At 67.8% G+C, this 23,528-nt stretch carries 23 protein-coding genes; 13 read left to right on the top strand and 10 right to left on the bottom strand.

The features are described from left to right. Window positions 1–250 precede the first annotated feature (250 nt). From AC3XYG_RS37595 to AC3XYG_RS37575, 5 genes are all read left to right on the top strand, one after another. Window positions 251–757, top strand: coding sequence for a sigma-70 family RNA polymerase sigma factor (locus AC3XYG_RS37595; protein WP_489145015.1), 507 nt, complete (start codon window positions 251–253; stop codon window positions 755–757). Window positions 758–774: 17 nt separating this feature from the next. Further along, a complete protein-coding gene (locus tag AC3XYG_RS37590; protein ID WP_489145014.1) occupies window positions 775–1,632 on the top strand; it encodes an alpha/beta fold hydrolase in 858 nt (285 codons plus the stop codon). Between the two features lie 25 nt (window positions 1,633–1,657). Next, window positions 1,658–2,092 (top strand): response regulator, encoded by a 435-nt coding sequence (locus AC3XYG_RS37585; protein WP_489145013.1) that lies wholly within the window; start codon window positions 1,658–1,660, stop codon window positions 2,090–2,092. Between the two features lie 140 nt (window positions 2,093–2,232). After that, window positions 2,233–3,711, top strand: coding sequence for a mannitol dehydrogenase family protein (locus AC3XYG_RS37580; protein WP_489145012.1), 1,479 nt, complete (start codon window positions 2,233–2,235; stop codon window positions 3,709–3,711). 26 nt (window positions 3,712–3,737) lie between these two features. Beyond that, window positions 3,738–4,349 (top strand): nucleoside/nucleotide kinase family protein, encoded by a 612-nt coding sequence (locus AC3XYG_RS37575; RefSeq protein WP_489145011.1) that lies wholly within the window; start codon window positions 3,738–3,740, stop codon window positions 4,347–4,349. Between the two features lie 69 nt (window positions 4,350–4,418). On the opposite strand, the gene AC3XYG_RS37570 is transcribed toward AC3XYG_RS37575, so the two are convergent. Continuing rightward, complete coding sequence (locus AC3XYG_RS37570; protein WP_489145010.1) at window positions 4,419–5,807, bottom strand: amidohydrolase; 1,389 nt, start codon at window positions 5,805–5,807, stop codon at window positions 4,419–4,421. Between AC3XYG_RS37570 and AC3XYG_RS37565 the strand changes: the two genes are divergently transcribed. Next, entirely contained in the window at window positions 5,719–6,630 is a 912-nt protein-coding gene (locus AC3XYG_RS37565; protein WP_489145009.1) for a LysR family transcriptional regulator, read from the top strand. The two genes, AC3XYG_RS37570 and AC3XYG_RS37565, sit on opposite strands and share 89 nt — an antisense overlap. Window positions 6,631–6,735: 105 nt before the next feature. Here the strand turns inward: AC3XYG_RS37565 and AC3XYG_RS37560 are convergent, their stop codons facing one another. Beyond that, a complete protein-coding gene (locus AC3XYG_RS37560; protein WP_489145008.1) occupies window positions 6,736–8,484 on the bottom strand; it encodes an MFS transporter in 1,749 nt (582 codons plus the stop codon). A 92-nt stretch (window positions 8,485–8,576) separates the two neighbouring features. Here AC3XYG_RS37560 and AC3XYG_RS37555 point away from each other — a divergent pair, with 92 nt between their 5' ends. From AC3XYG_RS37555 to AC3XYG_RS37545, 3 genes are all read left to right on the top strand, one after another. Beyond that, entirely contained in the window at window positions 8,577–9,428 is an 852-nt protein-coding gene (locus AC3XYG_RS37555; protein WP_489145007.1) for a hypothetical protein, read from the top strand. 46 nt (window positions 9,429–9,474) lie between these two features. Then, window positions 9,475–11,049, top strand: a complete 1,575-nt coding sequence (locus AC3XYG_RS37550) for an ABC transporter substrate-binding protein (protein WP_489145006.1) — start codon at window positions 9,475–9,477, stop codon at window positions 11,047–11,049. Between the two features lie 144 nt (window positions 11,050–11,193). Continuing rightward, entirely contained in the window at window positions 11,194–11,934 is a 741-nt protein-coding gene (locus AC3XYG_RS37545) for a DUF2268 domain-containing putative Zn-dependent protease (RefSeq protein WP_489145005.1), read from the top strand. Here AC3XYG_RS37545 and AC3XYG_RS37540 read toward each other — a convergent pair. Beyond that, window positions 11,894–12,352 carry an Lrp/AsnC family transcriptional regulator gene (locus tag AC3XYG_RS37540; RefSeq protein ID WP_489145004.1) on the bottom strand — a complete coding sequence of 153 codons (459 nt, stop codon included), beginning with the start codon at window positions 12,350–12,352 and terminating at the stop codon, window positions 11,894–11,896. The genes AC3XYG_RS37545 and AC3XYG_RS37540 overlap by 41 nt on opposite strands. A 138-nt stretch (window positions 12,353–12,490) precedes the next feature. Between AC3XYG_RS37540 and alr the strand changes: the two genes are divergently transcribed. Together alr and AC3XYG_RS37530 are read left to right on the top strand one after the other, a co-directional pair. After that, complete coding sequence (gene alr / locus AC3XYG_RS37535; protein WP_489145003.1) at window positions 12,491–13,651, top strand: alanine racemase; 1,161 nt, start codon at window positions 12,491–12,493, stop codon at window positions 13,649–13,651. Then, the gene (locus AC3XYG_RS37530) at window positions 13,648–14,973 is read left to right on the top strand and encodes a D-amino acid dehydrogenase (protein WP_489145002.1); all 1,326 of its coding nucleotides are present in this window, start codon (window positions 13,648–13,650) and stop codon (window positions 14,971–14,973) included. Before alr ends, AC3XYG_RS37530 begins: the two co-directional genes overlap by 4 nt. 54 nt (window positions 14,974–15,027) lie before the next feature. On the opposite strand, the gene AC3XYG_RS37525 is transcribed toward AC3XYG_RS37530, so the two are convergent. The 6 genes from AC3XYG_RS37525 to AC3XYG_RS37500 all read right to left on the bottom strand — a co-directional run bounded on the left by AC3XYG_RS37525 (window position 15,028) and on the right by AC3XYG_RS37500 (window position 21,301). After that, the gene (locus AC3XYG_RS37525; RefSeq protein ID WP_489145001.1) at window positions 15,028–15,366 is read right to left on the bottom strand and encodes a protealysin inhibitor emfourin; all 339 of its coding nucleotides are present in this window, start codon (window positions 15,364–15,366) and stop codon (window positions 15,028–15,030) included. Between the two features lie 27 nt (window positions 15,367–15,393). Beyond that, the gene (locus AC3XYG_RS37520; protein WP_489145000.1) at window positions 15,394–16,467 is read right to left on the bottom strand and encodes a M4 family metallopeptidase; all 1,074 of its coding nucleotides are present in this window, start codon (window positions 16,465–16,467) and stop codon (window positions 15,394–15,396) included. A gap of 147 nt (window positions 16,468–16,614) precedes the next feature. Then, window positions 16,615–18,408, bottom strand: a complete 1,794-nt coding sequence (locus tag AC3XYG_RS37515; protein ID WP_489144999.1) for a hypothetical protein — start codon at window positions 18,406–18,408, stop codon at window positions 16,615–16,617. Window positions 18,409–18,861: 453 nt separating this feature from the next. Then, on the bottom strand, window positions 18,862–19,830 hold the full coding sequence (locus AC3XYG_RS37510; protein WP_489144998.1) for a hypothetical protein: 969 nt from the start codon (window positions 19,828–19,830) through the stop codon (window positions 18,862–18,864). Window positions 19,831–20,069: 239 nt separating this feature from the next. Beyond that, window positions 20,070–20,480, bottom strand: coding sequence for a hypothetical protein (locus AC3XYG_RS37505; RefSeq protein WP_489144997.1), 411 nt, complete (start codon window positions 20,478–20,480; stop codon window positions 20,070–20,072). Between the two features lie 11 nt (window positions 20,481–20,491). After that, the gene (locus AC3XYG_RS37500) at window positions 20,492–21,301 is read right to left on the bottom strand and encodes an AraC family transcriptional regulator (protein ID WP_489144996.1); all 810 of its coding nucleotides are present in this window, start codon (window positions 21,299–21,301) and stop codon (window positions 20,492–20,494) included. 71 nt (window positions 21,302–21,372) lie between these two features. Between AC3XYG_RS37500 and AC3XYG_RS37495 the strand changes: the two genes are divergently transcribed. Then, on the top strand, window positions 21,373–22,290 hold the full coding sequence (locus tag AC3XYG_RS37495; RefSeq protein ID WP_489144995.1) for a DMT family transporter: 918 nt from the start codon (window positions 21,373–21,375) through the stop codon (window positions 22,288–22,290). Window positions 22,291–22,342: 52 nt separating this feature from the next. Here the strand turns inward: AC3XYG_RS37495 and AC3XYG_RS37490 are convergent, their stop codons facing one another. Next, on the bottom strand, window positions 22,343–23,206 hold the full coding sequence (locus AC3XYG_RS37490; protein ID WP_489144994.1) for a hypothetical protein: 864 nt from the start codon (window positions 23,204–23,206) through the stop codon (window positions 22,343–22,345). A 138-nt stretch (window positions 23,207–23,344) separates the two neighbouring features. On the opposite strand from AC3XYG_RS37490, the gene AC3XYG_RS37485 reads away from it, so the two are divergent. Beyond that, a partial coding sequence (locus AC3XYG_RS37485) for a MazG nucleotide pyrophosphohydrolase domain-containing protein (protein ID WP_489144993.1) occupies window positions 23,345–23,528 on the top strand: 184 nt, incomplete at its 3' end.

Genomic DNA, 23,528 nt, shown 5'->3' with positions numbered 1-23,528 from the left:
TTCTCGGGGTCGGATTGCAAAGCATTCCGGATCGACCGCCAACCGCGGCCGCAATCATTGCGATTTTCAGAAAAAATATCGGCTCTAACATTTGACAAAATGCAGCGAGATGATCCCCCGGAAAGCTTGATGCATAAAATCCAATCTATTTATCGTATTCCCCTTTACTCCGGTAAGGGCCGGATTCCGGCGGAACATCGGCGCTGCCGCATCGTTTGGATTGTATCTTCGACAACAATGGACGGATCCAATGTCGGCAGTCTCCGCCGCAACGGAACGGCAGTTCACCTCCACGGTCGCGCCCTGCATGCCCAATCTCCGGCGTTATGCGATGAGCCTGACGCGGAATTCCGCTGATGCGGATGATCTGCTGCAGGAGACGATGCTGCGGGCCGCCCTGAAGCTCCATCTGTGGGAGCGCGGTACCAACATGATGGCGTGGCTGGTGGTGATGATGCGCCGCCTCCATCTTTCGAAATTCGTCGAAGGCAAGCGCAACAAGACGGAATTCATCACCCTCGACGGCTGGGATGCCCCCGTGCCGGCCACCCAGACCCAAGCCGTGGAATTGCGGGAGCTGGAAGGCCGCTGGCCGGCGCTGTCCAAGCAGCACCGCGAGGTGCTGGAACTGGTGGCCATCAGCGGCGCCACCTATGAAGAGGCGGCCGAACGGTTCCAGGTGCCGATCGGCACCATCCGGTCACGGCTGGGTCGGGCCCGCAATTGCCTTCGTGAGGCAGAACACGCCGTTCACTGAGGCCGAGGCCGGGATCGATGTTCGAAGGCTTCACTCTCGAGACGATAGCGCTGCCCGAAGCCACGCTTCGGGTCCGCCATGGCGGGGAGGGGCCTCCGATCCTGCTGCTGCACGGCCATCCGCGCACCCACGCAACCTGGCACCGCGTCGCGCCGATCCTGGCGAAGCACCACACCGTCGTCTGCCCGGATCTCCGCGGTTTCGGCCGATCGTCGAAACCGGCTGATACCCCCGACCATTCGGGATCGTCGAAGCGGGCCAAGGCGCTGGATTGCGTTGCCTTGATGGAACGGCTCGGCCACTCGCGTTTCGCCGTCGTCGGTCATGATCGCGGGGCCTACACCGCCTTCCGCCTCGCGATGGACCATCCCAAGCGGGTCAACCGTCTCGCCATCCTTGATGCGATCCCCATCCTCGAGGCGCTGGAACGCTGCGACGACCGCTTTGCCACGGCCTGGTACCACTGGTTCTTCTTCGCCCAGGCCGAAAAGCCGGAGCGGGCGATCCTGGCCGATCCGAAGGCGTGGTACGCGGCATCCCCGGAGCAGCTGGGGGCCGAAGCTTACGCGGATTTTCTCGACGTGATCCAGGATCCGGCGACGGTCCACGGCATGGTGGAGGATTACCGCGCCGGCCTCGGCATCGACCGCGCGCACGACGCTGCCGATCGTGACGCCGGCCGGACGATCGTCTGCCCGATGCTGTGCCTGTGGTCGCTGCAGGATGATCTGCAGGAGCTGTTCGGCGACATTCTCGCCATCTGGCGGCCCTGGGCTCCGGATCTCCGGGGCCACGGCATCGACTGCGGCCATCACATGGCCGAGGAAGCGCCCGAGGCGCTGTCCCGCGAATTGCTGGCCTTTCTCAAGAGCTGAGCTAGGCAATCGCTCGGGAAAGCTTATGTTCGATCCGAACGAGGCAGACCGGCATCATGGCCGGGGCTGCGAACCCATATCCGATGATGGACAGATGACCCAACCGTTCAGCACGATTCTCGTCGTCGAGGACGAACCGCTCATCCGGGTGGTGCTGATGGATTTGCTCGAGGAACTCGGTATTGCGTCGGAGCAGGCCGCGTCGTCCGAGGACGCGATCGCCGTGATGGACCAGGCGGGCGACCGGATCGATGCCGCCATCGTCGATTTGGCGCTGCCCGACGGCAGCGGCCTCGACCTGGCTGCGCAGCTGCGCCAGCGCCGTCCCGGGCTGCCGATCGTCATCGCCACGGGATATTCGCGCGCGTCCATCCCGGACGATCAGCCGTACGGATATCTGCAGAAGCCCTATGACCTCAGCATGCTGGAAGCGGCCCTGGCCACTGTCGCGCCGCGCTGAATCGGCGGTCGGCAGCGACAGGCGCCGCTCTGCTCCTGGTCTGGAGATGGTCTCCAGGTGCGGCGCGATCGCCGTCGCGGTAACGTCTGGTGTCACGACGACCGCTGGGATCGCGTGCATGAGGCACAGGGAATGATGCGATGACGATGTCACTGACGCTGGCCAATCTCGGGGCGGTCTCTGCGCGTGCGGCTGTGCCGACTTATGGGCGGGAGGATCTCTCGGCCGGGATCGTGCATTTCGGCATCGGCAATTTTCACCGGGCTCACCAGGCGGTCTATCTCGATGCGCTGCTGAATCTCGGGCAGGACCGCGACTGGGGTCTGATCGGTGCCGGCGTGACCGCCTATGACAGCGCCATGCGCGACCGGCTGAAGCCGCAGGACTGGCTGACCACGGTGGTGGAGCAGGATATCGGCCGGACGGCGGCGCACGTCACCGGCGCGATGATCGGCTTCCTCGATCCGCAGGATCGCGCTGCGACCATCGCCACACTCGCCGACCCGGCGATCCGCATCGTCTCGCTGACCATCACCGAAGGCGGCTATTTCCTGCATCCGGCGTCCGGCGCCTTCGATCCGGAGCATCCGGCGATCGTCGCCGATGGCCGCAACCCCGATGATCCGAAGACGGTGTTCGGCCTCATTGTCGCCGGGCTGAAGCGCCGCCGCGCCGCCGGCCTGGTGCCCTTCACCGTGCTGTCCTGCGACAACATCCCCGGCAACGGCCATGCCGCCCAGGCGGCGGTGGCGGGCCTGGCCCGCCTGTCCGATCCGGATTTCGCGGACTGGATCCTGGCCCATGTCGCGTTCCCGAATGGGATGGTCGACCGCATCACCCCGGCGACCGGACCGCGTGAGATCGATCATTGCCGCGAGACCTTCGACATCGCCGATGCCAGCCCGGTCTATTGCGAGGAGTTCAAGCAATGGGTGCTGGAGGACCATTTCACGGCGGGCCGGCCGGCGCTGGAGAAGGTCGGCGTGACCTTCGTGCCGGATGTCGCCCCCTATGAGCTGATGAAGATCCGCATCCTGAACGGCGGCCACGCGGCGATCGCCTATCCCGGGGAGCTGCTCGACATTCCGTTCGTACACGAGGCAATGGAGGACCCGGAGATCGGCGCCTTCCTGGCCAGGCTGGAGCGTGAGGAGATCATTCCGTCCGTCCCGCCGGTGCCGGACACCGACCTCCAGGCCTATTTCAGCCAGGTCCAGACGCGCTTCCTGAATCCGAAGGTCGCCGACACGATCCCGCGGTTGGCCCGCGACGGGTCCGACCGGCAGCCGAAATTCATCATCCCGGTGGCCGCGGACCGGCTGAAGGCGGGCGGCAGCGTCGGCGGGCTGGCCCTGGTCTCGGCCCTGTGGTGCCGCCATTGCTTCGGCACCACCGATTCCGGCCGGCAGGTGCCGCCGAACGATACGAGCTGGGATGCCCTGCAGGCGCGGGCCAAGGCGGCGAAGACGGATCCGCAGGCGTGGATCTCGATGGCCGACATCTATGGCGATGTCGGGACATCCGAGAGATTCGCCACGGCCTTCGCCGAGAGCCTGAGGTCGCTCTGGGGCATCGGCACGCGGGCGACCCTGGCCCGCTATGCCGGCGGCAGCCTGTGACACGAGCGACCGGAGACGGGCTGGACATGCGATCAACCGATGAGCTCGTGGCGGCGATCCTCGAGCGATCCCGCGATGCCGATCGCTTCATCGTCGCGATCGCCGGCCCGCCGGGCGCCGGCAAATCGACGGTGTCCGACAGGCTGTTGCAGCTTTTGCCCAACGTGGCGGTCGTGCCGGCCGATGGCTTCCACTATGACAACGCCCTGCTCGATGTGCTCGGCCGGCGCAATCGCAAGGGCGCCCCGAACACCTTCGATGTCAGGGGGCTGGAGCTCACGCTGCAGCGGATCAGGGCCGGCGAGCCCGATGTCGTGATCCCGACCTTCGACCGCGATCTCGACCTGTCGCGGGGCAGCGCCAGGATGATTGCCCGGGACGTGAAGCACATCGTGGTGGAGGGCAACTATCTCACCTTGGCGAACGGGCCATGGTCGGCCCTGCGGCAATATTGCGATCTCACCGTCTTCCTCCAGGTCGACCGGTCCGAACTGGAACGCCGCCTGCTGCAGCGCTGGACCGATCTGGGCCGGACGGCCGAAGCGTCACGACATTGGGTCGAGACCAACGACCTCCCCAATGTCGACCTGGTGCTGCACGAGACCGGCATTGCCGACATCGTCCTGGAGGCAGGCTGACGGAGCGGGATAGTGCGGGGAGGGGGCCCCCGCTCTACCTCACACGTCACCGGGAGCCCGGCGCAGACCCTATTTTCCTAGCAGATTTAGGCCCAGCAGATTCTGGACGACCCGCATGAAGATGCGCGCGCCCGGCTCGATCAGGGCGTCCGGGAAATCGAAATCGGGATTGTGCAACTGCGGCGAGGCTTCGCCCGACCCGAACAGGAACATGGCGGATTTCGAAACACCCGCGAACCGCCCGAAATCCTCGGAGGGGCGCATCGGCTTGCCCACGCCATGCGGGATCGCCTCATGGTCGAAGGCCTGGCGGAAGATCGCGACAGCGTCCGGGTCATTGTCGCAGTGATGAAAGATGTCCTGGTAGTCCATCTCGACGCCGAGGCCGGATTGTTCGGCGGCGTCCCGGACCAGTTTTTCGGCATCCGCGCACAGGCTGGCCATGCGATCGTCGCGCAAGGTCCGCAGCGTGGCCCACAGCTCGGCATCGCCCGGCGCCACGCCGAAGGCCGCTTCGCCCATGGTCGCATGCGTGATCGTCACCAGCCGGAAATCGAGATCAAGCGGGCCGACGGCCCCGAGCGCCGTCAACGCCGGCATCAACCGGGCCAGGGCCACCATCGGGGACACGCCATCCTCCGGCAGCGAGGCATGCGACGTCTTGCCGGACAGCCTGATGCGCAGGCCGCGTGACGCGCAGGCCATCGGCCCTTCCGCCAGCGACGCATAGCCCAGCGGGAAGCCGGGCATGTTGTGCAGCGAGAAAGAATAGTCCGGCCGGATCTCCGCGAATTTCGCATCGGCAATGACCGCCGCGGCGCCGGCGCCGTTCTCTTCCGCCGGCTGGAACATCAGCACGACGCGGCCGCGCTTGGGGCGCTGGCGGCTCAGGCTCCGCGCCACCGCACAGAGGATGGTCGAATGCCCTTCATGCCCGCACAGATGCGCCTTGCCGGGAGTCGCCGACCGCCAGGGGTTTTCGGAGATTTCCTGGATCGGCAGCGCATCGATCTCGGAGCGGATCAGGACGGTCGGACCGGGTTCGGATCCCTGGAAGATCGCCGCCACGCCATGGCCGCCGAGCCCGGTGATCACCTTGTCCGGCCGGGTCGGCGCGATGAAGGCCACGACGGCCTTGGCTGTCTCGGCTTCTTCGCCCGGAAGCTCCGGCATGCGGTGCAGGGTCCGGCGAAAATCCGTGAGTTCGACGATATCCGAATTTGTAAGCAGCATTGCCTGCTGGCTCCCGATGTGAGGGCGTGTCCCGGTTGGATTTGTGGCCCGGCGGAAGGACATGCGGGAGACGAATAATCGCCACCATGATAACCAATGGTTGTCAGTCTCCGCAAATGGGCGGGTCCCGAGGGAGATGTCGCGTATGCGCCTGCACCAGCTCCAGGCCTTTGTCGAAGCGGTCGAGAAGGGCGGCATCCGGTCGGCGGCGCGCTCGATGAACATCTCCCAGGCCGCGCTGACCAAGGCGATCCGCTCGCTCGAAGATGAAGCCGGCTCGCCCTTGCTGACCAGGTCCGCCCGCGGCGTGGCCCCGACAGCCCTCGGTCTGCGTTTCCTCACGCGGGCCCGGCTGGTCTGCCGTCAATTCGCTTTGTGCGAGGATGAGCTTTCGGCGACAACCGACAGAGATATTGGGGAAATTCGCCTCGGTCTGACGCCGCTGATAGTGCTGAGCGCGCTGGGCCCGGCCTTCGGGAGTTTCAGGAAGCGCTATCCCGATATCGCGCTCCGCATCGTCGAAGGCTTGGTGCCCCGGGTGCTGCCCTTGCTGCGGGACGCTTCGCTCGACTTTGCCATCGTTGCCGAAAGCGGTGACCTGTCTCGGCAGGAATTCGACGCCCGGCGGATTGCTCATGAACATCAAAGCTTTGCGGTGCGAAGCGGACATCCGGCGCTTCGGAATCCAACCCTGGACTTCCTGCTGAGCTGCGAATGGGGACTGCCCAGTCCGATCCATAGCGGCGTCAATCCGGGGGTCGACAGCATGTTCGAGCGCGCCGGGATGGGCACGCCGAAACGCCTGCTTGTCGGCGACACGATCGTGCTGACGGCGCTGGCCCATCGGTCGGATCTGGTGACCATTCTGCCGTCCCGGATGCTGAGCGAGCCTGAGTGCGCTGGCCTGCGCGCGCTGGATGTGCCGGGGATCACGCCACCGGGCCTTGATGTCCGCTTGGTGTCACGCCCCGATCTGCCGCTGACCCGACCCGCAGCCTATCTGGCGCGCTGCGTCGTCGAGGCATTGGAGCCGGATCCATTGGCGTGAGGGGCTGTCACAGGACGGCTGGGATGCCCGTTGGATACATCTTATTTTCCATAATATATATTATCCGACTTGCGCGTTGAGCCAAAACCGCAATTCCAAATGATCTCAAACCGTTGGCCCGGAACCCTCATCTGCCCTTCCTGCGGATAGTCCCTTTGCCGCTTCAGCCGCAGCGGCGGTTTTCCGGCTCTTCTTTCGGGATACCCGGCTGCGCTTGCGCCAGCTGACGGCATGGCGCACGGCCGGTGCCGGCGGCCCCTGGTGCAGCCGGCCGACGCTGTCGATCAGCTCGCGATCCGCCACGGTCAGCCGCGCCAGCAGCCGCAGGTGCTCGTACCAGCTGTCGACGAAATAGATCTCGCTCCATTTCAGCCGGTCGGCCGCGTCCCGGAACAGCGACCACCGGCTGGCGCCATTGCGCAGCCGCACCTGGCGCAGCCGGACCGTGGCCTTGATGAAGTCGCGCTCCTGCTCGGGCCCGATCCGGTATTCCACCACCACCATGACGGCATCGCGATGTGGGTCGACCGGCGATGCCGGCAGGTCCAGCCGGCGCACCGGCGCGGCCCGCTGGTCGATCAGGGTGATGTCGGGGATTCTCAGCCGCAGCGCCCAGGCGGCCCCGGCCAGCAGCGCCACGCCGCTGGCCGCCAGGGTCGCCCCGGTGCCGACGCTTTCCGCCACCGCACCCCAGACGACGGATCCGACGGCGAGGCCGCCATAGAGCGCCATCTGGTAGATGGCCATCGCCCGCGCCTTGACCCAGTCCGGCACCAGCAGTTGCACCGCGGTGTTGTAGGTCGACACCACGGCGATCCAGGCCACGCCGCCGAGGAACAGCACCGGCACCACGATGCCGATGATGTGAACGGTGCCCAGCACCACCAGCACCAGGGCGAAGGTGAAGGCGGCGGTCGAGATCATCCAGCTGGTGCCGAGCCAATCGCGGGCCGGCTGGACGATGAAGCCGCCGCAGACGGCGCCGATGCCCAGCGCGCCGAGCAGCATGCCGTAGCCGAGCGCATCCTCGCCCAGCCGCTCCAGGGCCAGCAGCGGCAGCAGCGCCCAGACCGAGCTGGCGCAGAAGCCGAAGATGAACGATCGCGTCGCCACCCGGCGCGTCACCAGCGAATGCCGGGCGAAGCGCATGCCAGCGGTCAGCGCCCCGCGCATCGTCTCCGGCGGCAGCACCGACCGCGCCGGCCGGTAGCCCCAGCGCCAGATCGCCAGCGCCAGCCCGCTGAAGCAGACGGTCGAGATCAGGAACACCCATGGGGCGCCGAGCCACGCCAGCAGCAGTCCGCCCAGGGCCGGTCCCAGCGCCCGCGCGACGTTGTAGTTGACGGAATTGAGCAGAACGGCACTGGCCACGGCGTGCTTCGGCACCATGTCGCCGACCGCCGCCTGCCAGGCCGGCCCCTCCAGCGCATAGCCGATGGCGATCAGCAGCGTCAGCCCGATCAGGCCGAACGGGCCCAGCATGTCGAGCAGGCTGAGCACGGTCAGGGCGATGCCGCCGAGAATGCAGCACCCCTCCCCGGCCAGGATCATCTTGCGGCGGTCGTAGATGTCGGCCAGCGCCCCGGTCGGCAGCGACAGCAGCACCAGCGGCAGCGCGGTCGCCACCTGGATCAGCGCGATCAGCAGCGGGCTGGCGACGGTGACGGTCAGCACCCAGGCGGCGGCAACGGATTGCGCCCAGTTGCCGAGATTGGCGAACAGCCCGGTGAACCAGACCAGGCGGAACACCGGGAAGGCCAGCGCCTCGACGAAGGGAAGCAGGATGCGGGACGGCGCCGGCTCCGAGGCCCGCTCCACCCGCAGATCGTCTTTCGCCCCCGCAGCCTGATGCATGGTTCACTCTACCTGATCCCGGCATCATGTTTCGATATCGACTTTTACATCTTCAAAATGCATCCTGCCGGGATCATCAGGGAGGTGAAGCGATGCGGGATCGTCCGGGCCACGGCGTCAAGCTGTCCTATTATGATTTCGGGCAGACGCCCTTCTTCGCGCTGCAGGCGGACCAACGCGTCTCCTACTGCCTCTACGTGCCGCGCGACTATGCCGAGGACGGCGACAAGACCTATGCCCTGGCGGTGCTGATGCACGGCACCGGCCGCACCGCCACCACTTATCGCGACGGCTTCAGGGACTTCGCCGACGCCCATGACTGCATCCTGCTCGCGCCGCTGTTCCCGGCCGGGCTGATCGAGCCGGGCGAGCTGTCGAACTACAAGCGCCTGGCTTTCCACGACATGCGCTTCGACCAGCTGCTGCTGGCGATGGTCGATGAGGTCGCGGCCAAGTACCGGGTCGATGCCGGCCGGTTCCTGCTGTTCGGCTTCTCCGGTGGTGGCCATTTCACCCACCGGTTCCTCTATGCCCATCCGCAGCGCCTGCTCGGTGTCTCGATCGGCGCGCCGGGGTCGGTCACGCTGCTCGACTGGAATCGCGACTGGTGGGTCGGGCTGCGCGATTTCGAGGCCCGTTTCGGCCATCCGGTCAACCTTGAGGCGATGCGCCGGGTGGCGGTGCAGATGGTGGTCGGCGGCGACGACACCGAGACCTGGGAGATCGTGACCAAGCCGAGCGACCCCGGCTGGATGGAGGGGGCGGACCTGGCCGGCGGCAACCGGCAGGAGCGCCTGCTGTCCCTGCGCGCCAGCTTCGAAAGCCATGGCATTCCGGTGCGCCACGACGTCGTGCCCGGCGTCGCGCATGAGGGGGCCAAGGTGCTGGTGCCGGTGGCGGATTTCTTCGCCAAGACCCTGGTGGAGGCCCGCTCGGCGCGATAGCGCATCTGGGTTTCGGTCAACGAAAAATCGAATGGAGGCTTCAGCGATGGCATTGCGGCTCCGCGCGGTCCTGGCCGCCCTTCCCGTCGTTGTCGCCCTCCTCTCCGCCGCCGGCGCTGCGGCGCAGGACGCGCCGCGCCCGACGCCGCGACTGTCGATCGCGGTGAATGCCGATATCCGCAGCAGCAACCCCGGGGTGCAACGCGACTTCAACTCCGACGTGGTGCTGCACCACGTGGTCGAGGGGCTGGTCGGCTATCGCGAGGACCTGACGATCGCGCCGATGCTGGCCGACCGCATCGACGTCTCGGCCGACGGCACCGCCTATAGCTTCCATCTGCGCGATGGCGTCACCTTCCACGACGGCACGGCGCTGACGTCGGCCGAGGTCGCCTGGAGCTGGCGGCGCTATCTCGACCCGATGACGCAGTGGCAGTGCCTCGATCGCTTCGACGGGCGCAACGGCCCGAAGGTGACGGCGGTGGAGACGCCGGATGCGCGCACCGCCCTGTTCCGGCTGGATCGCCGCAGCGCCATGTTCCTGGTCAATATGGCCAGCCTGCAATGCAACGCCGCCATCCTCAGCCCGGCCTCGGTCGGGCCGGACGGCGCCTGGATCAAGCCGATCGGCACCGGCCCCTATGTCTTCGGCGACTGGCAGAAGAACCGCTATATCGAGCTGACCCGCTTTGCCGGCTATCGCCCCCTGCCCGGCCCGCGCGACGGCATGGTCGGCGGCAAGGCGGCACTGGCCGACACGCTGCGCTTCGTCGTGGTGCCCGATCGCTCGGTGATGAATGCGGCGCTGCAGACCGGCGATGTCGACATCATCACCGATCTCGGCGCCACCGAGATCGAGGCGATGAAGGCCGCCGGCGCCCAGGTCACGGTGTCGCCGAGCATGTCCTGGGCGGTGGTGCTGCTACAGACCCGCGATCCCATGCTGTCGGACGTCCGGGTCCGCCAAGCCTTGGCCCGGGCGATCGACGACGCCCAGGTGGCCGAGGCGGCGAGCTTCGGCCTCGGCACGCCCAACCCCTCCGCCGTCGCGGCGATGAGCCCCTATCACACCGCGGCCCAGACGGTGTGGCCGGGCTTCGACACCGCTGCGGCGACACAATTGCTGCAGGAGGCGAACAAGGCCGGCGCGACCATTCGGATCCAGACCAACAACCGGCCGACCGGCCAGTCCGAGGCAGCGCTGGCGATCCAGGCCCTGCTCGCCGGCGCCGGACTCGATGCCCGGATCGACACGCTGGACTGGGCGACGCAGTTGCAGAACTACCGCGAGGGCAAGTTCCAGCTCTCGGTCTTCACCTTTTCCGGCCGGCTCGATCCGGCCCTGGCCTATGACTCGATCATCGGCAGCAAGGACGACGACGCGACCAGCCAATGGGAGGACCCGCAGGCGATCGCCTGGCTGGCCGAGGCCAAGGCGACGGAGGATCCGGCGGCGCGGCAGGCGATCTTCGACCGGCTGCAGGGGCGCATGGCCGAGCAGGTGCCGATCATCGGCCTGTTCAACCCGGCCCAGGTCAGCGCCACCGGCCTCAAGATCCGCGGCTATGCCGACTGGGGTGCCGGCACGCCGCGGCTGTGGGGTGTCTGGAAGGCGGAGTAACTCTCAACCGCACCTTTTCCGGGCCGATGTGTCACCGCTGCCCTAGGGTGTCGGGGCGGATGCGGCGATTCGGCATTGGTGCCGGCTTTACCGTCCCGCATGATGACGGAACGGTGACGACCGCCTGAGGCGGCAGGAGAATGGATGCGCTGGACCCTGCATTTCCTCGAAGCCGAGGGCAGCCTCGGCCCCTGGAGGGAACGGTTGCAGGCAGAGGCGGCCGAGACCTACGACCGGCTGGAGGCCCTGCTGCGCGCGACGGTGCCGATGACGGCGATCGATGTCGTTGTCCAGCGCTTCGCCGGCGGCGTGATTCCGGAGATCGGCATCGGCGGTTCCTGTTACCGGCAGAGCTGCATGGCTGTCACCCTCGACCCCGACAATCCGAATTTCCCGGCCGGGCTGGAGGCCGGGTATTTCGCGCGCACCCTGGCGCATGAGCTTCACCACTGCCTGCGCTATGGCGGCCCCGGCTACGGCCGGACCCTGGGCGAGGCGCTGGTCAGCGAAGGCCTGGCCGATCACTTCGACTGCCAGGCCCATGGCGGCGACGGTCAGCCCTGGAACCACGCGCTGACGCCGCAGCAATGGCGCCCGCTGCTGCAGCGGGCCGAGGCCGCGCTGTCCGACCCGCTCTACGACCACGACGCCTGGTTCTTCGGCGCTGGCGGGGTCGAGGTGGTGCCGCGCTGGGCCGGCTACACCATCGCCTATCACCTGGTCGCAGCGTACCTCGAGGCCCACCCCGAGACGCGGCCGTCGCAGCTGGTGCATGCCGAGGCGGCCGGGATCATCCGCGAGGGGTGGCCGCGGCTGGTGGCGCGGCACGGCCGTGGGCCGATCCCTATCCGCCCGGATTACCGCGGATCACGCTCCGCAGGGTGAAGGCGGACTGGATGCGCGACACGCCCGGCATGCGCGACAGCTGTTCCTTGTGGATCCGCTCGTAATCGGCGGTGTCGCGGGCGACGACGCGCAGCAGGTAATCCGACATCCCGGTCATCAGGTAGCACTGGTCGACCTCCGGGCATTTCCGCACCGCCGCCTCGAACCGCGCCAGATACTCCTCGGTCTGGCGCTCCAGCGTGATCTGGACGATGGCGATGGTCGGGTTGGCCACGTCGGGCTCGTCGATCAGCGCGGTGTAGCCGCGGATCACCCCGGCATGCTCCATCAGCTGGCGGCGGCGCAGGCAGGCCGAGGGCGACAGCCCGACCGCCTCGGCCAGGTCGGCGTTGCTGATCCGGCCATCGGCGCGCAGCAGCTGGATGATCTTGCGGTCGATGGTGTCCAGGGCATTCATGGTGGTTTCTGCGAAAAGCGCTGAATTTACTGCGAACACCTGACCATCCGGCCGCAGAAGGATCAATGGAAATCAAGGATCGGCGGGGGCTTGCGGCCGTATTCTGAGGCCGTTCCGATCCCTTGCGATCAGGCCCCGATGTCCACCTCCCTCCCCGACCTGTCCGGCGCCACGCTGACCGTCGATCTCGGTGCGATCGGCGACAACTACCGCGCGCTGCGGCACCGCCTCGGCGGCGTGGCCTGCGCCGCGGTGCTGAAGGCCGACGCCTACGGGCTGGGCGCCGACCGCATCGCGCCGGTGCTGGCCGCGGCGGGTTGCCGCCAGTTCTTCGTCGCCCATCTCGAAGAGGGCATCGCCCTGCGGCCGCATGTCCCCGAGGCGGCGGAGGTCTTCGTGCTGCACGGGCTGATGCCCGGCGGCGAGGACACGGCCCTGGCCCACCGCCTGGTCCCGGTGCTGAACAGCCTGGAACAAATCGAGGCCTGGTCCGCCCTGGCCCGGCGCCGCGGCGAGGCCCTGCCGGCCGCCCTGCAGATCGACACCGGCATGTCCCGCATGGGGCTGGCACCGGCCGAGCTGGACCGCATCGCCACCGAGCCGCAGCGGCTGGATGGCATCGCGATCCGCCTGGTGATGAGCCACCTGGCCTGCGCCGAGCAGCCGGACAACCCGGCCAACGGCATGCAGCGCCTGCGCTTCGACGTCGCCCGCCGCCGCCTGCCGGCCGCGCCGGCCTCGCTGGCGAACTCCTCCGGCATCTTCCTGGGCTCCGCCTTCCATTACGACCTCGCCCGGCCCGGCGCGGCGCTGTACGGCATCGCCCCGACGGTGGGCGCGCCGAACCCGCTGCGCCAGGTGATCGGTCTCCAGGCCCGGGTGGTGCAGGTGCGGCAGATCGCGGCCGGTGACGCGGTCGGCTATGGCCTGAGCTTCCGCGCCGACGGGCTGCGCCGCATCGCCACCCTGGCGGTCGGCTATGCCGACGGCTTCCCGCGCAGCCTTGGCAACACCGGCACGGCGCATTTCGGCGATGCGGCGCTGCCGATCGTCGGCGCGGTATCGATGGACTCGATCACGCTCGACGCCTCGTCCCTGCCGGAGGGCGCGCTGCGCCCCGGCGCGATGGTCGAGCTGATCGGCCCACGGCGCAGCGTCGACGCCATCGCCGCCGAGGCCGGCACCATCGGCTACGAGATCCTGTCCCGCCTGGGCCGCCGCTTCCGGCGTGATTACCTCGACGCCCCCTCGCCCGCTCTCCAGTCATCCGTTTTGGTTCTCGAAGGAGTTCCGTCGTGAAGGTCATCGTCCTCGGCGCCGGCGTCATCGGCGTGACCACCGCCTATTACCTCGCCCGCTCGGGGCATGAGGTGACCGTGATCGACCGCCAGGACGGGCCGGCGAACGAGACCAGCTTCGCCAATGCCGGCCAGGTCTCGCCGGGCTATTCCGCCCCCTGGGCGGCGCCGGGCGTGCCGCTGAAGGCGATCAAGTGGATGCTGATGGAGCACAGCCCGTTCGTGCTGCGCCCGCAGCTGGACCTGCGGCAGTGGCTGTGGCTGGCGCAGATGCTGCGCAACTGCACCGCCGGCCGCTATGCCGTGAACAAGGCCCGGATGGTCCGGCTGGCCGAGTACAGCCGCGACTGCCTGGTGCAGCTGCGCGCCGACACCGGCATCGCCTATGACGACAAGGCCCAGGGCACGCTGCAGCTGTTCCGCACCCAGAAGCAGGTCGACGCCGCGGCCAAGGACATCGCCGTGCTGCAGGAGGCCGGCGTCCCCTACGAGGTGCTGGACCCGGCCGCCTGCGCCGTGGCCGAGCCGGCCCTGGCGGCGGTCAGCGGCAAGATCGCCGGCGGCCTGCGCCTGCCGGGCGACGAGACCGGCGACTGCTTCAAATTCACCAACAACCTGGCCAGGCTGGCCGCCGATCTCGGCGTCACCTTCCGCTGGGGCGCGAAGATCGCCGGGCTGCAGACCGACGGCAACCGCATCGGCGGCGTGGCGCTGGAGGGCGGCGAGACCCTGCGCGCCGACAGCTACGTCCTGGCTCTCGGCAGCTATTCGCCGCTGCTGCTGAAGCCGCTGGGCATCGAGATCCCGGTCTATCCGGTCAAGGGCTATTCCATCACCGTGCCGATCACCGAGGCCGACGGCGCGCCGGTCTCGACCGTGATGGACGAGACCTACAAGGTCGCGATCACCCGGCTGGGCGACCGCATCCGCGTCGGCGGCACCGCCGAACTGGCGGGGTTCAGCAACAAGCTGTGGGACGCGCGGCGGCGGACGCTGGAGCATTCGGTCACCGACCTGTTCCCGCAGGGCGGCGACGTCAGCCGCGCCAGCTTCTGGACCGGCATGCGGCCGATGACGCCGGACGGCACGCCGGTGGTCGGGCGCACGCCCTACGGCAACCTGTTGCTGAACACCGGCCACGGCACGCTGGGCTGGACCATGGCCTGCGGTTCCGGCCGGGTGCTGTCGGACATCATGTCCGGCCGCCGCGCCGAAATCGACCTGGAAGGCCTGGCGATGGACCGCTACCGCTGGTCCGACCTGACCGGCATCCGGGGCGCGAAGGGCCGGCCGGTCGGCGCCCCGATCCCGCAGGCGGGCTAGAGACCACACCGCGAAGAAGACACTAGACATCCTGTCGCGCCGGGAAGCGCCAGCCTATGGTTTAGACCGTTTCGCCGCCTGCGCCGCCCGCATGTGGTCCAGCAGGCAGCCGACCAGGGCTTTCAGCGCCGGGTCGGCGATCGGTTCGGTCAGGTGCAGGGTGCAGCTTCGGGCCCCCTGCTCCACCGTCACCGTCACCTGGCGGGCATCGGGTGTCGGCCGCGACAGGCTTTCCGGCGCGGCGGCGTGGTCGAACACTTTGGCATCATGGACCAGCTCCTCGATCCGGGCGGCCTCCGGCTGCGGCAGGCCGGTCACGTCGACCACCACGGGCTCGGCCAAGCCGGGCGAATAAAACAGGCCGGTGCTCGACATCGCGATGGTGACCCGCATCGTCCGCTCCCGCTGCTGCGTCCGAACTCAGGTGATCGGGACGCCGACCTGCTTCCAGGCATCGGCCACGGCCTTGACCTCGGCCTTCTTCGAGCCCGGCAGCCGCGCCGCGACATCCACCGTCACCGCGGCGAAATCGGCGAATTTGGTGGTGTCGGTCACCCGGGCGTCGCGGACGGTATCGTACCAGATCCGGCCCGCCCGCTCCCAGGCATTGCCGCCGATCCCGGTGGCGGCGAGGTAGAAGGCCCGGTTCGGGATGCCGGAATTGATGTGGACGCCGCCATTGTCCTGCATCGTGTCGACATAGTCCTTCATATGGCCGGGCTGCTGATCCTTCCCCAGCACCGGGTCGTCATAGGCGGTGCCCGGCGCCTTCATCGAACGCAGGCCGACACCGTGGACCTTCTTGGTCAGCAGGCCTTCGCCGATGATCCAGTCGGCCTTGTCGGCGGTCTGTTTCAGCACCCATTGCTTGATGAGCGAGCCCCAGACATCGGACAGGGATTCGTTCAGCGCGCCTGGCTGCTGCATGTAGACCAGCCCGGCCTCGTCCTCGGTCACGCCGTGGCCCAGCTCATGGCCGATGACGTCGAGCGCGATGGTGAAGCGGTTGAACAGGTCGCCGTCGCCATCGCCGAACACCATGCGCTGGCCGTTCCAGAAGGCGTTGTTGTAGCGGTCGCCGTAATGGATGGTGGCGTCCAGCGCCAGGCCGTCATCGTCGATCGAGTTGCGCCGGTAGTTCTGCAGGAAGAAATCGAAGGTGTGGCCCAGCCCGTCATAGGCCTCGTCGGCCGCGGCATCGCCGGTCGGCCCCTGCCCTTCGGCCCGCACCAGCTTGCCCGGCAGGGCTTCGCTGCCGTCGGCGGTATAGATGCCGCGCTGCTTCGACGGCGGCAGGGCCAGCCGGCGGCTGCGGCGGGCCGACACGCTCTGGGCGACGGCGAGATGGGCGCGCATCGAGCGGAGGGTGGTGTCGATGCCCAGCGCGCGGTTGGCGGCAGCCTTCTGCGCCTTGCTGCCGTTGGCCAGGATCGACCGCAGCAGATAGGGCGGCAGGATGCAGAAGATGGAATGGCGGTGGGGACGGGTGCACATAAGGCTCTCCCTCTTGGGCACAGGGCCGCGTCACCCCATAGAAGGCCCGGCACCGCCATTCGTTCCCGGCGCGCGGGCCCTTACGTCTGCCCAAGATCGATCACCACCCCGGCATTGCCGCGTTGCCGGAGCCGGTACTGGCGCCGGCTATGCGGCACCGGACGTTGGGGTTCTACCCTGGGTCTCATCCTCCTCCGGCGCCGGGGCTGCATCCTTCGGCGGCGTGGCGACTCGCTCTGGCTGCGGTGGCGTGGCGACCCGCTCCTCTTCGGCCGCCTCTGGCGCATCATCCTCTGGCGGCTCCGATGCGGCCCGCTCCGAGGGGGCCCGCTCCGACGGCGTTGGCGAGGGCTCCGGGGTCGATATCCGGTGCTGTTCGATCCCCTCAGGCACGGCTTGGGTGTAGACAAGCACGGTGAACAAGGCGCGCTCGGCCTCGGTCTGCAATGTGGCTGCGTGTCGCCCGATCATGTCGGCCAGGTCGTTCACCGGGATCGGTCTTGCCGCGGTGTCCAGCTCAGCGCGAAATGCCGTCAGGACAGCCTCCACCCGCAGGTGCCCCGGGCTGCCGTCGGCCAAGACCTCGCTCGGCCTCGGCTTCTTCTTCGCGCCATATTGCATTTCGTAGATATGGCACAGGAGCTGACAAAACACGCTTGAGACCACTGTATTGGCGAAGATGCGGAGTCCTTCGTCCGGGATTGCATCTTCCCCGGCCGGCCCCAGCCGCGTCCCGCCATTGAGTGCCAAAAATGTATTGAACACCAAGACGAAGGCAAAAAACTTATTGGCATCGTTCGCGACCGCAATCGCTGACTGCAGCAGTTCCTTCGGACTCTTCTTCAGCAATTCCTTATTCGATTTCCATGCCGCATCGTATTCGAGCGGGGCGATAGGCCCGGATTCATTGCCCACGGCCAGTTTCACCAACGGCGGGGTCAGGATGTTGTAACCGACCAGGGCCCCAGCCCACAAAAGGCCGATCATGGCCCCTTTTCGGACGCGGTCGCCGGGATCCAGGTCCAAAAATCCGCCGCCCCCGGTGAAATCTTTTGAATACGACCAGGCGGTGGCGGGGATGAAGCTCAGGGTAAAGGCGGTGGCCCCTGCCGCATAGGCTCCGGCCTTTCTCCAGCCGGTCGGGTCGACGCCGGCAAGCTGCGGCACCTTCATCGTCCGGAATGTTTTCAGGATTTCCGTGAAGCCCGCATAGAAAGCAGCGCCTGCCGTCGACGTCACAAGGCTGCCAGCGACATCGTAGCCTTTCGCGAATCCCGCGGCACCAATCATGGAGACGGCATAGATCAGGTCGCCGATGACCGCATCCCGATTTCCGTCTTTGGCATTGGAGGCCGCCGAGGCCAGCATCATGAGAGTGCTGAGGGCTTGGCCGCCGTAGTAAATGCCTTCGGCACGCCCTGTATTCTCGTCAGGCTGGCCGAGATTCAGCGACTGGGTGGTTCCGGATTGGATCCCTGTCCGGAGACCGAAACCCAGAAGGCTGATCAGGCCCGTCGTCTTGGCAACCTGCCAGAAATTGCTTCCCCAGCGGATGAGGGCATTTTTGTCGGACGGTCTCTTGCCGATCTGGTCGAGGATCTCTCGGACTGTTGTCTGGATTTGTTCAAGGTCCACCTCGGACGCTTCAGGAAGCACAGTGCCGAAGTCGGGATCTCTGAGAGCGGCGTTCAATTCCCGGGCCAATACGACGTTGCCGCTGAGCAACGCTTCGACCCCAGCCCCCATATTCACGGCGGCCGGCTGCAACTCGATCGCCTCGCCCTCCGTGGTGTTTCCCCCCGGAAGGGGCTGCGCCGATATGGAGAGCTCGGCAACGGCACGAGACCCCGTTGTTCTGTCAACCCATGGAGCAACGACCGTTATATCAGGCGTTACGGCGCGACTGCCCTGGCCTTCTTCCGTCTCTTGTACATCCGTCATCGGCCTGCCCTCCGTTGCCGCGCCCTGAGGGCCGACCCGGCCCGCGTGCCTTCGGCATCACGGATTGCCGATGTCGATATCGGGCCCCCCAGCTTTTCATCACGATCCGCCTGAAGCGATCCCGATGGGAATTCCGCTTTTGGTATGTGCGAATGCGCAGCTCGGATGGCGTGGCCGAAACCCGTGTTCGCGGTATTCACCAGGGTCCCATTTCCTGCCTGAACCGGCAGGACCGGGCGATATTGGGTTCGCCCCTCGCTGCCTCCGCAACGATGGCTGCGGAGAGCCGGCTCCATCCACCCTTCACCCGTCATCGCGAGCCCGCAGGGCCCCCTGAGTTTAACAGGGGCGATCCCAGGCTGGCGCCGCCCCAGGCTGCGCGACTGGATGGCGTCGCTGCGCTCGCCATGACGGTGAAGAATGGGCGGCCGCAGGCAGCCTCCGGCGCCGGCGTCAGCGGGAGCCGAAGATGTGCTGGGCCAGGCTTATCCGGCGCCAGTTGTCGTTGCGCTCGCTCTCGGGCGCGCGTTCGACTGTGACCCAGTCGCCCCCGGGTGGCGCCGTCGCCGTCCCGGGCGGCGGGGTCGCAGGCGGCGCGGTTGCATCAGGCGGCCCGGTGTCGCCGGGCCCGGGATCAGGTGGCGGAGGGTCGGGCGGCACTGGCTGGTCCGTCAGCGTCTTGACGACCATGCCATCCTCGTTGAAGACCGCGCCGGTGTCGGTGTTGAGCATATACACCTGCCCCTCGGGCAGGCCGATATCGGCGGCCGGGATCCGTCGGAAGCGGCCGAGCCCATAGAAGCTCTCCTGCCAGGCGGCGACCTTCGCCGCCGTCTCTCCGGGTGTGTCCCTGACCGTATCGATCCAGGTGGCGGCGAGGCCCAGGTCGCGGCACAGGCCCTGGATCAGCACTTCGATCGGCAGCGCGGTGTCGGCCAGATCGGCGAGGAGCCGCTCGTCCACCAACACCCGGTCATACAGGTCATTGGTCAGCCGTTCCCGCGGATCCTGGTCGGGTCCGTCGGAGGCCTCGGGCTTCACGGCGGCGATGGCGCGGGACACCCCTTGGACGACGGCCCGCCGCCGCTCGCCGATCTCCGCCCGCCGCCGGTCGCGGCGATCTTCGGCCTGTCGCCCGTCCTCCTGGTGCCGCTGGCGGAACAGGTCCTTCAGGGCGAGGCAGCGGCGCATGGCGAGCAAAAGGCGCTCGACATGGCGGGCCGCGGCTCCGGCCGCGGCGAGGTTGGCGGCTGCCTTCTCCGGAGGACCGGATTTGCCGACGGCGACGGCCAGGACCGTGAGCTCCTGGGCCAGGTTCAGGGCCAGGGCGGCGGCGTCGGTCAGCATCGCCGCATCCCGGGCAAGCCCCTCCACCGCCGGGAGGGCGGTGGGTGGCTCGGGGATGGCGGCTGTGTGTGTCATCTCCTGATGAGAACATAACGTGAACAATGAGTCCAGGGATAATACAGCTCGCTCCCCCATCGCCGTCATCGCGAGCGCAGCGACGCGATCCGGCCCTGGCGGCGCAAACCGCGCAGGCGGCGACAATTCTGGATCGCCACGCCCCTACGGGCTTCGCGATGACGGTAGAACTTGAGCGGGGCTGGCTCCCCAGGAACCTACGCCCATGGGATCCGTCTCCGCACCCAGGCCGATCCGCGCTAGAAGAACCTGTCGAGGAACGCGGCCGTCGCGTCGGACAGGCCGATGATCTTGTTGGTGGCCTGGCGGTAGAATTTGAAATTGAGCTCGGTTTCCGGCCGACCGTCTTCCCAATCGGCGAAGCGTTTCAGCGCGCTGCGCCCCAGCGGCTGCTGCGCCGGTGCAATGCGCCGGACCGTGACGCTCACCCGCGGCGTCTGCCTGACGAGGCCAGGGATCCGCGGAGTCGGCTCGGCGGCGGTGACGATGCCGCGCGCGACCAGGCCCTGTCCGCCCTCGGTCTCGCTGGCGAACAGGAACACCGTGTCGCCCGCGGCGATCAGCTTGCCGCCATACATCGTCTTCTGCGCGGCGAAGGCGAAAATCTCCGACCGGGGATCCGGGATTTCGGCCTTGATCGCAAACGCCATGCGCCCATCCCTCACGCTGCCGTCCGGTCCAGCCGGGCGCCGTCTCGCCGCATTTGGTCCGGCGTCGTGCCGGTCAGCCGCTGGAACATGGCGATGAAGGCCGACGCGGTGCCGTAGCCGAGCGACCGCGCGACGCTGCCGACCGACGCCCCCTCCTCCAGCTGTGACAGCGCCGCCACCAGCTTCATCCGCTGGCGCCATTCGGCGAAGGACATGCCGAGGTCGCGCTGGCAGTGGCGCGACAGCGTGCGTTCGGTGGTGCCGGTGATCCGCGCCCATTCGGCCAGCGAGCGGCGGTCGCCCGGCGCCTGCTGCAGCGCCTGCAGCACCGTCAGCAGCGCCGGATCGTCCGACAGCGGCAGGTAGGAGGCATGGCGCGGCGCGATCCGGATCTGGTCGACCAGCACCTGCGCCAGCCTGCGGTCGGTGTCGCTCCGCGGCACGGCCACGCCCCGGGCGGCGACATCGGCCAGGATCGCCTTGATCAGCGGGCTGAGGCTGAGGGTGCAGGGCTCGGCCGGCAGGTCGGCGCACAGCTCGCGCACGACATAGACCGAGACGTAACGCACCGCATCGCGGTTGTGGCAGGCATGCGGCACGTCGGGCGGCGTCCAGATCGCGTAATGCGGCGGCGACAGGTAGCGCACGCCGCCGACCGTCGCCTCCATCATCCCCCGCACGGCGTAGTTGAGCTTGCCCCAGGTCAGGGTCGTCGTCGGCCACACCATGCCGGCCGGGTAGTCCTCGGTCCGGAACGACACGGGATCGGGCGGTTCGCCGCGCAGCGCCGGCAAGCGGCCGGGGTGCTGGTCGATCTTCATGTCCTCTCCTCTCCATCGTCTGTCCGATAATCGTTATATATCTCGAACCGGCCAAGCGCTAGGGTCGCGGCATGCAACCGTCGTCCTCCTCCCTGCCCCTGCGGGCCTTCGCGCTGCCGGTCGTCACCATCGCGATCTGGTCCGGCAATGTCGTCGTCACCAAGCTGGCGGCCACCGCGATCCATCCCAGCGTCATCGCCTTCGAACGCTGGCTGCTGGCGCTGGTGCTGCTGACGCCGTTCCTGCTGCCCCAGGTCTGGCGGCTGCGGCGCGAGATCCTGCGGCAATTGCCGAAGCTGGCGCTGCTGGGGCTGCTGGGCATGGCGGCCTATCAGGGCGTGGCCTATTACGCGGCGGAGACCACCTCGGCCACCAAGATGGGCTTCGTGATCTCGCTGGTGCCGCTGTTGACCATGGCGCTGTCCAGCCTGCTGCTGGCCGAGGCGCCGACCCTGGGCATGGTTGGCGGCGGGGTGCTGTCGCTGTTCGGCCTGACCCTGCTGATGGGCCAGGGCGACCCGGTGTCGGTGTTCAATGGCGGCCTGTCGCGGGGCGACGGCATGATGCTGGTCGCCTGCCTCGCCTATGCCAGCTACAGCGTGCTGCTGCGGCGCTGGACGATGCCGCTGCCGGCCTGGCCGTCGCTGTACATGCAGATCGCCTTCGCCACGCTGTTCCTGCTGCCGGGCTGGGCGCTGGCGCCGTCGGCGCCGCACAGCGCGACCGCGATCGGGCTGATCCTCTATGCCGGGATCCCGACCTCGATCCTGGCGCCGTTCCTGTGGATGCAGGCGATCCGCCGGCTCGGGCCCAGCCGCACCAGCATCTTCATCAACCTGACGCCTGTCATGACCGCGGCGATCGCCGTGGCGGTGCTGGGCGAGACCGTGCATTTGTACCACCTGACCGGCGGCGGGCTGGTGCTTCTGGGCGTCCTGCTGGCCCAGCGCTTCAGCCGGCCCCGGCCGGTGGCCGTGGCGGCGGAGTAACATCACTAAAAAATCGGGCGCCACTTCGCGACTTGAAGTGGCGCCCGTCCGTTTACTTCCAGGCGTTCTGGGTGCCGAAGGCGCGCAGCGCCTTTTCGTGCTCGCGGCGCAGCACGGTCAGCTTGCGGGTCAGGTCACGGCCCAGGATCTTGCCGTAGCCCTGGCCGGTCTTGGCCTTGTCCCAATCATTCTCGACGAAGCGGGCATCGACCCGGCCGGAGCGGCTGACCGACACCGGCGTCTGGCTGAAGCTCGCCGCCGCCTTGGTCAGCTCGGCAACGAAGGTGGCGTCGTCCAGGCCGCTATAGGCCTTGCCGGTGGAATCCGCGATGTTCAGGAAGAAAAGGTCGTGGCCGAAGGCGGTGTAGCCGCCGCCCAGACCCTTGTTCACCGACGCCGCATGCTCGTAGAAGGCCTGCGCCTCCGGCCCGGTCGGCGCGTGGTCCTTGAAGGTCACGACGGCGAAGGCGGTGTTGCCCTGGCCCTCGGGCGTGAAATCGGTGACCAGCACGCTCCACTGCCGGAAGGTGTAGCCCAGCGCGGCAGCGAACTTGGTCGCCGTGTCGGCGTCGGTCTCGAAGGCCGACTGCAGCGACGCGTTGGTCTGCAGCTCATAGCCGCCCGGCGTCACTTCCGTCTGCACCTGGTCGGCCGGGATCTTCAGCAGATCGAGGATCTTCGGCAGCTCGGTGTCCCGCACCTGCTCGGTGAAGGCCGCCCGCTCCGGGTACTGCGCCTTCTTCTCGTCGAGGCCGATCGGCTTGAAGGTCAGGGCCTCGTAGGAGAACAGCATCGTCGGGGCCGTCGAGGCCACCGGGGCCGGTGCCGGCTGGCTCTGGCCGCAGGCCGCGAGGCCCATGGTGGCGGCAAGGCCGGCCGCCATCGCGGCGATTCTGAGAGATCGCAACAGACTCATCGAAATTCCCCTCACTGGTCTGGGCGAAACGCCCCCCGGCCTGAGTATAGAAAGGATCGGGCAGCCCGCATCCTCCGATTTGCGGGGATGGCCGCGATGCGATACCAGAGGACGAGCCCGCCTCGTGGAGAGCCCATGATGACCGACCGTGCCGATGCAGCAGACGCGACGCGCCGCCTGATCGAGGTGATGGCGCGGCTGCGCGACCCCGAGACCGGCTGCCCCTGGGATGTCGAGCAGAGCTTCCGCACCATCGCCCCCTACACGATCGAGGAGGCCTATGAGGTGGCCGACGCGATCGAGCGCGACGCCATGGCCGAGC

Source organism: Inquilinus sp., assembly GCF_057815775.1.
Note: the sequence above shows the minus strand (reverse complement) of the source record. Positions and strands in the feature narration are given on the sequence as shown.

What these genes read in the sequence shown, in the direction of transcription:
- AC3XYG_RS37595 (WP_489145015.1), top strand. Translation starts at nt 251, where the DNA reads ATGTCGGCAGTCTCCGCCGCAACGGAACGGCAGTTCACCTCCACGGTC.
- AC3XYG_RS37590 (WP_489145014.1), top strand. Translation starts at nt 775, where the DNA reads ATGTTCGAAGGCTTCACTCTCGAGACGATAGCGCTGCCCGAAGCCACG.
- AC3XYG_RS37585 (WP_489145013.1), top strand. Translation starts at nt 1,658, where the DNA reads ATGTTCGATCCGAACGAGGCAGACCGGCATCATGGCCGGGGCTGCGAA.
- AC3XYG_RS37580 (WP_489145012.1), top strand. Translation starts at nt 2,233, where the DNA reads ATGACGATGTCACTGACGCTGGCCAATCTCGGGGCGGTCTCTGCGCGT.
- AC3XYG_RS37575 (WP_489145011.1), top strand. Translation starts at nt 3,738, where the DNA reads ATGCGATCAACCGATGAGCTCGTGGCGGCGATCCTCGAGCGATCCCGC.
- AC3XYG_RS37565 (WP_489145009.1), top strand. Translation starts at nt 5,719, where the DNA reads ATGTCGCGTATGCGCCTGCACCAGCTCCAGGCCTTTGTCGAAGCGGTC.
- AC3XYG_RS37570 (WP_489145010.1), bottom strand. Translation starts at nt 5,807, where the DNA reads ATGTTCATCGAGCGCGCCGCCGACCGGATGCCGCCCTTCTCGACCGCT.
- AC3XYG_RS37560 (WP_489145008.1), bottom strand. Translation starts at nt 8,484, where the DNA reads ATGCATCAGGCTGCGGGGGCGAAAGACGATCTGCGGGTGGAGCGGGCC.
- AC3XYG_RS37555 (WP_489145007.1), top strand. Translation starts at nt 8,577, where the DNA reads ATGCGGGATCGTCCGGGCCACGGCGTCAAGCTGTCCTATTATGATTTC.
- AC3XYG_RS37550 (WP_489145006.1), top strand. Translation starts at nt 9,475, where the DNA reads ATGGCATTGCGGCTCCGCGCGGTCCTGGCCGCCCTTCCCGTCGTTGTC.
- AC3XYG_RS37545 (WP_489145005.1), top strand. Translation starts at nt 11,194, where the DNA reads ATGCGCTGGACCCTGCATTTCCTCGAAGCCGAGGGCAGCCTCGGCCCC.
- AC3XYG_RS37540 (WP_489145004.1), bottom strand. Translation starts at nt 12,352, where the DNA reads ATGAATGCCCTGGACACCATCGACCGCAAGATCATCCAGCTGCTGCGC.
- alr (WP_489145003.1), top strand. Translation starts at nt 12,491, where the DNA reads ATGTCCACCTCCCTCCCCGACCTGTCCGGCGCCACGCTGACCGTCGAT.
- AC3XYG_RS37525 (WP_489145001.1), bottom strand. Translation starts at nt 15,366, where the DNA reads ATGCGGGTCACCATCGCGATGTCGAGCACCGGCCTGTTTTATTCGCCC.
- AC3XYG_RS37520 (WP_489145000.1), bottom strand. Translation starts at nt 16,467, where the DNA reads ATGTGCACCCGTCCCCACCGCCATTCCATCTTCTGCATCCTGCCGCCC.
- AC3XYG_RS37515 (WP_489144999.1), bottom strand. Translation starts at nt 18,408, where the DNA reads ATGACGGATGTACAAGAGACGGAAGAAGGCCAGGGCAGTCGCGCCGTA.
- AC3XYG_RS37510 (WP_489144998.1), bottom strand. Translation starts at nt 19,830, where the DNA reads ATGACACACACAGCCGCCATCCCCGAGCCACCCACCGCCCTCCCGGCG.
- AC3XYG_RS37505 (WP_489144997.1), bottom strand. Translation starts at nt 20,480, where the DNA reads ATGGCGTTTGCGATCAAGGCCGAAATCCCGGATCCCCGGTCGGAGATT.
- AC3XYG_RS37500 (WP_489144996.1), bottom strand. Translation starts at nt 21,301, where the DNA reads ATGAAGATCGACCAGCACCCCGGCCGCTTGCCGGCGCTGCGCGGCGAA.
- AC3XYG_RS37495 (WP_489144995.1), top strand. Translation starts at nt 21,373, where the DNA reads ATGCAACCGTCGTCCTCCTCCCTGCCCCTGCGGGCCTTCGCGCTGCCG.
- AC3XYG_RS37490 (WP_489144994.1), bottom strand. Translation starts at nt 23,206, where the DNA reads ATGAGTCTGTTGCGATCTCTCAGAATCGCCGCGATGGCGGCCGGCCTT.